Raw genomic sequence first — 10020 nt, 5'->3', positions numbered from 1 at the left:
CGAACTCGCGAGCGGCACCGGGCTGCCGAAGAAGCCGGACGATCCGCACGCGGGCAAGGGCGCCAGCAGCGCCACCCAGGAGCCGAGCCCGGTCCAGCTCCCGTACCCGATTAAGGTGCTGCACGACAAGTAATACGGTTTCCGGCTGAATCGTTAGGGTTCTGGCGCGGGTCCCCTCTCCTGGAAGGAGAGGGACAGGGTGAGGTGTGTGACCTCTCCGGAAATGGACCAAACCTCACCCCAACCCTCTCCTTTCAGGAGAGGGAGCGCGTCGCGCACAGGCTGACCGAAGCAATTAACCGGAAACCGTATAAGACCGAGTCTCATCGAGGTCCGGCGCACGACCGCGGTCGCGCGGGTAGACCTCGATGCGTCGAGATCATCGAGGTCTGGTACAAGGACGCTCCGAGACTCGCCTCACGTCGAGGAGGCGGGGACCTCGTCGGCGATCCAGGCGGCCTGAGGCCGGCCGCGGTCGGCCTCAGGCGCTCCGCCCCGGCTCTGGCCGAGGGCGGTGAGTTCCGGCGCACGGTCGGTGTCGTCTACCGTGAGGAACAGGCGCCAAGCCTGCGAGCGCCGGCCCAAGCGGGCGCTGCTCGTGAGCACGCTCTGGGCCGGGCTCGAGAGCAGGCCGAGGGCCACCGGGGCCATCCAGAGAGCGAGCCAGGCATCGCCGGCATAGAGCAGGCCGCCCGCCAGCAGCGCGCCGGCGACCAGGGTGTCGACCTGGAGCCGGCAGGCCTCGGCCCACGGCACCCGCCGGTCATCGCGCACCTGTGCGTCCCAGCGCACGACCCGGCCGACGAAGGTGGTGACGATGGCGCCCGCCGCGAACAGCGTCATCACGGGCCAGAGCAGGACCCAGATCGCCTGTTCCAGCACGGCACTCTTGAGGAGCGAGGCGGTGCCGCCGAACGCCGCCCGGCGCTCGGCCGAGGCCAGCACGTGGCCGAGGCTCAGGAGTTTCGGAACGGCCAGGATCGTGACGACGAGCCCCGCCAGGGCGTGGGCGGCGGCGCCCGAGCCGGTGAATCCGTAGGCGAGCAGGCCGAGGTCGCCCGTCCGCGCCGCCTGGAGCGTCCCGAGGGCGAGGAACAGCACCCAGAGGGGGCAGGCCATGTAGGACAGGATGCCGACGATGAGGTGCCAGCGGCTGGCCGGGCGCAGGCCCGGCATCGCGGTGACGCGCAGGTGCTGCATGTTGCCCTGGCACCAGCGGCGCTCGCGCCCGAGGAGGTCGACGAGGTTCGTCGGCATCTCCTCCCAGGTGCCGCCCATCTCCGGCAGCAGGCGGACCTCCCAGCCGGCCCGGCGCAGGAGCGCGCCCTCGACGATGTCGTGGCACAGGATCTCTCCGCCCAGCGGCGCCTTGCCGGGCAGGACGGGCAGCTCGGCGTTGTCGGCGAAGGCCGCGATCCGCAGAATCGCGTTGTGGCCCCAGTAGCTGCCGTCCGGCCCCTGCCAGGTTTCCAGGCATCGGATGGCGAGCGGCGCGTAGAGCCGCACGGCGAATTGCTGGATGCGGGCGAACAGGGTGTCGCGCCCGGTGGCGTAGGACACGGTCTGGATCAGGCCGACGCGCGGGCTCTCCTCCATCAGCCGCGCGAGGCGGCGCATGGCGGGGCCGGTCATCAGGCTGTCGGCGTCGAGCACGATCATGAAGTCGTATTCGGGCCCGTAGGTCTTGCAGAACTCGGTGATGTTGCCGGCCTTGCGGCCCGCATTGTCCCGGCGCCGGCGATAGCGGATGCGCGGCAGGCCGGGGCCGTGCTGGCGGGTCCAGGCCTCGATGCGGGCGAATTCGTGCTCCTCCACCGCCGCGATGGCGCCGTCGCGGGTGTCGGAGAGGACGAAGATGTCGATGTCGCCGCCGTCGCCCCCGGCGCGCTGGAGCGAGCGGGCCATGACGCGGAGCGCCGCGAACACCGCCACCGCATCCTCGGCGTGGATCGCCACCACCGCGGCCGTGCGGCTCAGGCCCGAGCCTTCCGCCGGCACGGTGAGGGAGCGCCGCTCCAGCTCCGACAGGGCCCGGTCCCCGAGGGCGGTCGCGGCCAGACCGTAGACGTATTGCCACGCCACGAAGGCCTGCCAGGTCATGACGAGGGCGAACAGCGCCAGGACCGCGCCGTCGAGGAGGCCGGCCGGCCGGCCGTAGGCGGCCAGCGCCAGGGCGGTGACGAGGGCACCCAGGGCCAGGGGGGGCAGGGCCAGCAGCAGCCGGCGGGCCAGGTACGAGCGGGGCCGATCCAGGCCCGGCGTCGCGATTTTCGCCGGACCCGGGATTTCAGCCGCCGGGGCGTCGTGCGACAACCGTTGAGACTCGAGGCTCTGGGGCATGGGGTGCGGCGAACTCGAAGGAGGGGTGACACCGTGATCCGTCACCGGAGCCAGCCGGCGAAGGGGAACCGATGGGCGAAGGCAAGGGGCTCGATGAACCCGGACAGGCCGAATTCCCCTCGCGGCGGCAGGCCCTGCGGACCACGCTGAGCGCGGCCGTGGGGATGGTTCTGCCTAGCGCGCACGATCTGAATGCCGCCCGAACGCAGGCCGCCCCGAATCCCGCGGCAGCCGACCCCATAACATTCGACGGCCTGCGAGCGAAGGCGCGCGCCCTCGCGGCCAATCCGTACCGGCCGCCGCCGGAGGACCTGCCCCCGGCCCTGGCGGGCCTCTCCTACGACGGCTACCGGGCCATCACCTTCCGCCCCGGGGCGAGCCCGCGCCTCGGGCGCCACTTCTCCGCCCAGCTGTTCCATCGCGGCTTCCTGCAGCGCAAGCGCGTGGACCTGTTCCTGCAGCCGCGTCAGGGGCCGGCCCGACCGATCGCCTATGCGCCGGACCTGTTCGACCTCGGCTCCGATCTGACGGGGCAGGCCTTCGCCCCCGATCTCGGCTTCGCGGGCTTTCGCCTGCACTACGCCTTCGATGCGAACGCGCCCGCGAACCAGGAGGAGTTCCTGGTCTTCCTCGGCGCCTCCTACTTCCGGCTGCGGGGCTTCGGCCAGGAATACGGCCTCTCCGCCCGGGGGGCCGCGATCCGCACCGGGGGACCCGGCGCGGAGGAGTTTCCCGATTTCACCGCCTTCTGGATCTGCGAGCCGGCGGAGGACGCGCGCACCATCGAGATCTTGGCGCTCCTCGAATCGCCGAGTCTGACGGGCGCCTACCGCTTCACGGTCACGCCCGGAGACCCCTCCGTGATGGCGGTGCAGGCCTCCCTGCACCCGCGTGTCGCCCTCGACCGGCTCGGGCTGGCGCCGCTGACCAGCATGTTCCTGCACGGCGCGAACGGGCCGGGCGCGCGCGGCGCCGAGCCCTTCGACGATTTCCGGCCACAGGTGCACGATTCCGACGGGCTCGCCGTGGTCACGCGCGGCGAGCGGCTCTGGCGCCCGCTCACCAACGGCCGTTCCCAGCCGCAGATCTCGGCCTTCGGCACCGATCCCCTGGAGGGCTTCGGCCTGCTCCAGCGCGAGCGTGACTTTCCGGCCTATCTCGACGTGCAGGCCCGGCACGAGGCCCGGCCCGGGCTCTGGGTGACGCCGGAGGAGGGGTTCGGGCGCGGCGCGGTCCAGCTCTTCGAGATCCCGTCCCGGGAGGAGTACATGGACAACATCGTGGCGGCCTTCGTGCCCGCGGCCCCCGTGCCGGCCGGGGCGGAACGGGCGCTGCGCTACAGCCTGACCACGGTGGATGCCGAACCGGTGGCGACCGTGCCCGGAACCCTCGCCCGCGTGGTTTCCACCCGCGTCGGCTCGGCCGAGCGCCTGCGCCCGACCACGCCGCCGAGCCCCGGGCGGCGCCTCTACGTCGTGGATTTCGAGGGGCCCGGCCTGCCCGCCGACCGCAACGCGACGCTCACCGCCGACGTCTCGGCCAGTGCCGGCACGATGGTCGATCCGGTGGTGGAGTTCGTGCCCCAGACCGGCGGCTGGCGCCTCTACGTGGAATGGCGGCCGCCCACGCCGCCGCCGGCCGGAGACGTCATCCTGCGCGCCCGCCTGAGCCGGGACGGCACGGTGCTGACCGAGACCTGGGACAGCCCGGCTTGAGCGGGCGTTTGACCGCGGCGCGCGCCGGCCTGTAGACACCGGACCCCATCGGGAGACTGCGCGCATGGCCGCCATCAACACCACCCTCGCCGCCGAACTCGGCGTGGCGGAATGGCAGGTGAAGGCCGCCGTCGACCTCCTCGACGGGGGCGCGACGGTGCCGTTCATCGCGCGCTACCGCAAGGAGGTCACCGGCACCCTCGACGACACGCAGCTGCGCAATCTGGAGGAGCGCCTCGCCTACCTGCGCGATCTCGAGGCGCGCCGCGCCGCCGTGCTGGAGGCAATCGACGCGCAGGGTAAGCTCGATGCGGGACTGAAGGCCCGCATCCTCGCCGCCGACACCAAGGCGCGGCTGGAGGATCTCTACCTGCCCTTCAAGCTGAAGCGCCGGACGAAGGCGCAGACCGCCCGCGAGGCCGGGCTGGAGCCGCTGGCCGAGGCGCTCCTGACCCAGCCCGACCAGGGGCCGGAGGCGGCCGCCAGGGCCTACGTTGATGCGGCCAAGGGGATCGCCGACGGAGAGGCCGCCCTGGAGGGGGCCCGCGCCATCCTGATCGAGCGCTTCAGCGAGGACCCGGAACTCGTCGGCTCCCTGCGCGAGACCGGCTGGCAGCGCGGCCGGATGGTGGCCACCGTGAAGCCCGGCAAGGCGGCCGCGGGCGAGAAGTTCTCGGACTATTTCGACTTCGCCGAACCCCTGACGAAGCTGCCCTCGCATCGCATCCTCGCCCTGTTCCGGGGCGAGAAGGAGGAGGTGCTCGACCTCGCCATTGCCGACGCGGTCGGGGACGAGCCGGCCAAGGGCCGACCGTCCTCACAGGAACTGCGCATCGCGAAAACCTTCGGCATCCGCGACCAGGGCCGGCCGGGCGACGCCTTCCTGATGGAGACGGTGCGGCGCGCCTGGCGCACCCGCCTGAAGCCCGCCACCGACACGGACCTGCGGGCCCGCCTCTGGGCGGTGGCGGAGGCCGGCGCCGTCACGGTCTTCGCCGGAAACCTGCGCGACCTCCTGCTCGCCGCACCCGCCGGCGCGCGGCCGACCCTCGGCCTCGATCCGGGCTTCCGCACCGGCGTGAAGGTCGCGGTGGTGGACGCCACCGGCAAGGTGGTGGCGACCGACACGATCTACCCGCACGAGCCGCGCCGCGACTGGAACGGCGCCCTGATCGCTCTGGCCAAGCTCTGCCGGGCGCATGGGGTGGAGCTCGTCGCCATCGGCAACGGCACCGCCTCGCGGGAGACCGACCGGCTGGCGGCCGAACTCATCGCCAAGCAGCCCGAGCTCAAGCTCACCAAGGTCATGGTCTCGGAGGCCGGCGCCTCGGTCTACTCGGCCTCGGCCTATGCCAGCGCGGAACTGCCCGACCTCGACGTCTCGATCCGCGGCGCCGTCTCGATCGCCCGGCGCCTGCAGGACCCGCTCGCCGAACTCGTGAAGATCGAGCCCAAAGCCATCGGCGTCGGCCAGTACCAGCACGATCTCGCCGAGGGGAAGCTCGCGCGCTCCCTCGACGCGGTGGTGGAGGATTGCGTGAACGGCGTCGGCGTCGACGTGAACATCGCCTCGGCGCCGCTGCTCGCCCGGGTCTCGGGCCTGACACCGCGGGTCGCTTCCAACATCGTCGGGCATCGCGACGCAAACGGCCCGTTCCGCAGCCGCGCCGCCCTCAAGAAGGTGACGGGCCTCGGCCCCAAGGCCTACGAGCTCGCCGCCGGCTTCCTGCGCATCCGCGGCGGGAGCGACCCCCTCGACGCCTCGGGCGTGCACCCGGAGGCCTACCCGGTGGTGCGCCGCATCCTCGCCGCCACCGGCCAGCCGATCCAGGCGATGATCGGCAACACGGGCGCTCTACGGAGCCTGGACCCCAAGAAATTCACCGACGCGACCTTCGGCCTGCCCACCGTCACTGACATCTTTTCCGAGCTGGAAAAGCCCGGCCGCGACCCGCGCCCAGCCTTCAAGACCGCCACCTTCCAGGAGGGCGTCGAAAAGATCACCGACCTCAAGCCCGGCATGCGCCTCGAAGGCGTCGTCACCAACGTGGCCGCCTTCGGCGCGTTCGTGGACATCGGCGTCCACCAGGACGGCCTGGTCCACATCTCGATGCTGGCCGACCGCTTCGTGAAGGACCCGCGCGAGGTGGTGAAGCCCGGGGATGTGGTGCGGGTGCGGGTGGTCGAGGTGGATGTGGGGCGTAAGCGGATCGCGTTGAGTATGAAGGCGGGGGAGGTGGTGGCTAAAAGCTCCGAGGCGGAAGTGTTTCAAGGGCACTCCCGCCTACTGACAGATCCCTCCAAAGCCACCTCCTCCACATCCAACAACGCGTTGGCTGATGCCCTACAGCGCGCAATTCGTCGTACACCTTAAAGTAAAGTGCTTGGCTCTAACGGCCTGAGTGAAAATCACAAGCTATGGCGCATACTGTTCAACAGGTGGGGAAGGCCTTTTCATAAATTTATCCTGCGCCTTGGCCTAGCGCTGCAGCATGAGCATCCCAGTAACATCCGTTATCTGTTCTCTCTACCACCTTAGATCCACTTAAATTATATATATAGTGCTGACGAACGTCTCTGCGATCACGTGCATATTTTTCGAGAGTTGCCAGACAAGAAAATGTCGAACGTGTCAGTCCGACGAACCGAGCGGCACCTGTCGCAATTTCGAAATCAATCAAACTGAGATGTAATGGAGTTAGTAATTCCATTTCCAAATTAGACAGATAATCACTTTTTAAGTGTATAGAGATGCCAAATCGGTCCAGGGCAACTGATTTCATCTCCTCCTTCGAAATCGGCAATGCTCTTTCGTCACAAAGAGCAAAAATCTTTTTCGTATTTAGTTCAGAATGTATAATTTTTTCAAGGATATCATCAAATTTAAGATAGTTTGTTTCGTTTGATGGAACGATTGCATCAAGTGTCTGCTCACAGTGATCTTGCCAATCTTTTTCTATCCGGAACTGGACAACAGCAAAATCTGGATTGTCCTGCACAACTTTCTCACGCAAAATTTTCATTAGGAAAGCATTTCTGACTCTCGGAACAAGCGCTTCGAATGCATCGAGCACGAAAACAGCATTTGAATTGTTTTTGTTTTGGGGGATGTTATGGAAAATACTATGCATTTTCCAAAAGTAATCATCGTATCCCCCGGGTAGATCCTTTGGATCGATATGAGCAATTCGGATTGAGTTTCGTTCACAGAAATCAGACATTGGTGCAAATTCGAATACATCTTCGAATGCTAATGGCCGGAATTGCTTGGTGATCTGATCGAAAATCTTGAAGCGCGGCAGAACGACTGGCCGGTTTGTTGCATGTGCCTCAACCAGTAAACCAACAAAGGCGATCTTCTGGTTTGTGATTCCGCCGCCTCCGTGGGGTTCGTAACCTATTGGGGGAAGGTTTTCTTGCTCTGACATAGGATTACCGTTCGAATGTTAAGTGCAGGCTCGTAGAGATTGTCTCGTTTAACTTAAATAAATGCTCTCGCATACAGCACGAGCAGGTATCCCTGGATTCACAGTATTGGCCGGATAATGAGCGCTGACAAGCAATCCAATGCGACCACAAAAGCTTCACCGATACGAATGTCTTTCATGACCATAACCTCTGCTCTCAGTCAGATGTATCTTCCAAACACCATGTTTTTCACAAAAGCGATTCTTTCGGCGATGTTCAGATCAAGTACCTGATCAGCGTCTGAAGCGCTGAATTTAATTCAGCTTGCAAATCCCGCCCCTTGCCGATACCAATATTTGCCTTCTCGTATGCTGAACTTGAGACTTGACCATTAGATCCAACGTCGATGCTAAGGAGAATGCCAGCGCTTGGCGCAAATGCATGCGCGGACCTGTTCCTAAAATACAATTAGGAATCTTAGTATTGTACGTTGCTAATGAGTTTTTTCGATATATTGAAGGCGCCATAAGGGATAATTAGATGCAAACAATAATGTCAACTCTGTTCGGCGCGAAAACGCTTCTGTATCCATTCAAGATTTTTCACTAAGATCTAAATCATTGCTTATGACATTGTATTGGATAAATAATTTCATTGTACTCTCCAATTTCCATCCTATTTAACATAGATTCTTGATGCCGGACAGGGCATCACGCTCTAAAATTGGTTCAGATGCCAGTTCGATCATCCGTGGTTTGATACGATGGCAAACTCGCATTATGGACAATGCGGCGCGGTCTCGGATATATACCCTGAAGCGCCCATTTGTATGGTGTGCATCGTTGAGGCCTTCAGGAAGCATCATGAAGTGGTATTTCGCTGTTAATGAACATGGCTTGCTGCATGCCTGGGATCAAATCCAAATTACTGTTAGCTCAGCCCGCCGAAACACGCGGCTTACCCCCATTTGTCTCGTAGACAATGGCGCCAAGTCTCCTGAAGCTGAAGCCCGTATTGAAGTCCTAGCTCGCAACGGGGTTCAGATCATCGAACACAAGTCTCTGCTGTGGCCAATTGTGAAGGCGAAAAAGGGGATCGAGACAGACATGTTCAGCGGCCATTGGCTGCGGTGTGACATTCCACTCATCGACCGAAGCGACGAGATCATACTTTACACGGACATTGATGTGATGTTTCGGAGTAACCCAGAACCTTTTGGGCAGCGGCCTGATTTTATTGCTTGTGCTCCTGAATTTAATCAAGACGACTGGGGTTATTTTAATTCCGGCGTGATGCTAATGAATCTGCAGAACCTGCGTTCGACCCGTCATGAGCTTGAGCAACATATCGAGAACAATATCATCAACATGGCTCCCCATGACGACCAAGGTGCTTTAAATTCGGTGTATCGTGATCGTTGGTCTAAGTTGGATATTGCCTATAACTGGAAGCCGTATTGGGGGTTCAATGCGCATGTTCCGATCCTACATTTCCATGGCCCCAAGCCAATTCATGTAAAAGTCTATCAAGACGAAAAGTCGGACACGCAGATTTTTGGTCCAGATCTCTATAGCCTCTACCAGCGTGATACAGAGGCTTACGCAGATTATTTGGAAGAGTCCAAAAAATATACTCTAGATGCCTGATTGATCATCGGTGTTAGTTTTTCTGGGAAGCTTTAAGTGGGCGCCGGAAAGCAGCGTCCACTTAATGATTTCTATTAAGTGATTTCTATGAATATTCCGACGAGTTCCAATGTCTTGGTCAGCAATTGCCCGGTATAGCTTGTCTAGCTGTCGTCTTTAAAGCTTGCGATCAAATTTGTTTATTTAACAGCGCACAGATAGCCATCTATGCGAATTCCGCTTGCTGTCATGAACCACGGCGCTGGGCTTAAAATATCCCGTGAGTTCAACATCCGATCGGTGAATTGGCGTAAATTAGCATCCTCAATGAAAAAACGGCAGCGTATGCGGAGCATACAACCCGAACCCCAGCAGCGCCAACCCAGCCACACCCAGCAGTCCGCCGCCGACCACCAGCGCGAAAATCCCCGTGATCACCTCGGCCGAGGCGAGCACGATGCCGATCTGGAAGGCGGCTGAGGCGAATTCGTAGTGGTGGTAGCGGTGGAGGGCGAGGTCGCGCACCTCCTGGGAGTGGCGGGCCTTCTCGGCCAGTTCCTTGCGGCCCTCGCCGGTGGCGGGCTCGCTGTCCCAGCGGGCCATCGTCTTGGCCCATTCGGCGCGCTTGGCCTTCACTGCCTCGGAATTGGCCACCTCCGGCGGCAGCAGCGCCAGGGTCTCGTCGGCCGTCTTGAGGACGGTGCCCCGGATGGTGCGGGCCTGGAAGTAGGCCCACTGGTTGGAGGCCTCGACATTGGCGCCCAGCGCGTCCGTCTGCGCGCCCTTGGCCAGGGTCTCGGCCAGCGCCAGGAACAGCGCCAGCACCGAGATCAGCAGCGCCACGCGCTTGTTGGAACTACCCCCCGCCCCGTGACCACCCGACATGCTGCTCGCCCTCGTTTCGACGGCGGCAGTCACACCCGATCATGCGC

General features: G+C 63.3%; 6 protein-coding genes. 3 read left to right on the top strand and 3 right to left on the bottom strand.

All coding sequences use genetic code 11. From position 1 onward, the window contains the following. Positions 1 to 417: 417 nt before the first annotated feature. A complete protein-coding gene (mdoH, locus tag MKK58_RS01115) occupies positions 418 to 2340 on the bottom strand; it encodes a glucans biosynthesis glucosyltransferase MdoH (protein WP_243910369.1) in 1923 nt (640 codons plus the stop codon). Between the two features lie 239 nt (positions 2341 to 2579). Between mdoH and MKK58_RS01110 the strand changes: the two genes are divergently transcribed. Together MKK58_RS01110 and MKK58_RS01105 are read left to right on the top strand one after the other, a co-directional pair. Next, on the top strand, positions 2580 to 4055 hold the full coding sequence (locus tag MKK58_RS01110; RefSeq protein WP_243910372.1) for a glucan biosynthesis protein: 1476 nt from the start codon (positions 2580 to 2582) through the stop codon (positions 4053 to 4055). Between the two features lie 64 nt (positions 4056 to 4119). Further along, entirely contained in the window at positions 4120 to 6429 is a 2310-nt protein-coding gene (locus MKK58_RS01105) for a Tex family protein (protein ID WP_243910368.1), read from the top strand. Positions 6430 to 6517: 88 nt separating this feature from the next. Here the strand turns inward: MKK58_RS01105 and MKK58_RS01100 are convergent, their stop codons facing one another. Beyond that, positions 6518 to 7483, bottom strand: a complete 966-nt coding sequence (locus MKK58_RS01100) for an O-fucosyltransferase family protein (protein ID WP_243910367.1) — start codon at positions 7481 to 7483, stop codon at positions 6518 to 6520. 843 nt (positions 7484 to 8326) lie between these two features. On the opposite strand from MKK58_RS01100, the gene MKK58_RS01095 reads away from it, so the two are divergent. Further along, positions 8327 to 9109: a glycosyltransferase gene (locus MKK58_RS01095; protein WP_243910366.1), complete on the top strand. Its 783-nt coding sequence runs from the start codon at positions 8327 to 8329 to the stop codon at positions 9107 to 9109. A 303-nt stretch (positions 9110 to 9412) separates the two neighbouring features. Here the strand turns inward: MKK58_RS01095 and MKK58_RS01090 are convergent, their stop codons facing one another. Next, positions 9413 to 9973 carry a DUF4337 domain-containing protein gene (locus MKK58_RS01090; protein WP_243910365.1) on the bottom strand — a complete coding sequence of 187 codons (561 nt, stop codon included), beginning with the start codon at positions 9971 to 9973 and terminating at the stop codon, positions 9413 to 9415. Between the last annotated feature and the right edge of the window lie 47 nt (positions 9974 to 10020).

The organism is Methylobacterium sp. J-078 (assembly GCF_022829285.1).
Lineage (GTDB): Bacteria > Pseudomonadota > Alphaproteobacteria > Rhizobiales > Beijerinckiaceae > Methylobacterium.
The sequence above is the reverse complement of the archived record's forward strand: the minus strand, read 5'-3'. Positions and strand labels throughout refer to the sequence as shown.

Bases quoted from the DNA above. Each gene is read 5' to 3' on its own strand.
- MKK58_RS01090 (WP_243910365.1), bottom strand. From the start codon at position 9,973: ATGTCGGGTGGTCACGGGGCGGGGGGTAGTTCCAACAAGCGCGTGGCG.
- MKK58_RS01100 (WP_243910367.1), bottom strand. From the start codon at position 7,483: ATGTCAGAGCAAGAAAACCTTCCCCCAATAGGTTACGAACCCCACGGA.
- mdoH (WP_243910369.1), bottom strand. From the start codon at position 2,340: ATGCCCCAGAGCCTCGAGTCTCAACGGTTGTCGCACGACGCCCCGGCG.
- MKK58_RS01095 (WP_243910366.1), top strand. From the start codon at position 8,327: ATGAAGTGGTATTTCGCTGTTAATGAACATGGCTTGCTGCATGCCTGG.
- MKK58_RS01105 (WP_243910368.1), top strand. From the start codon at position 4,120: ATGGCCGCCATCAACACCACCCTCGCCGCCGAACTCGGCGTGGCGGAA.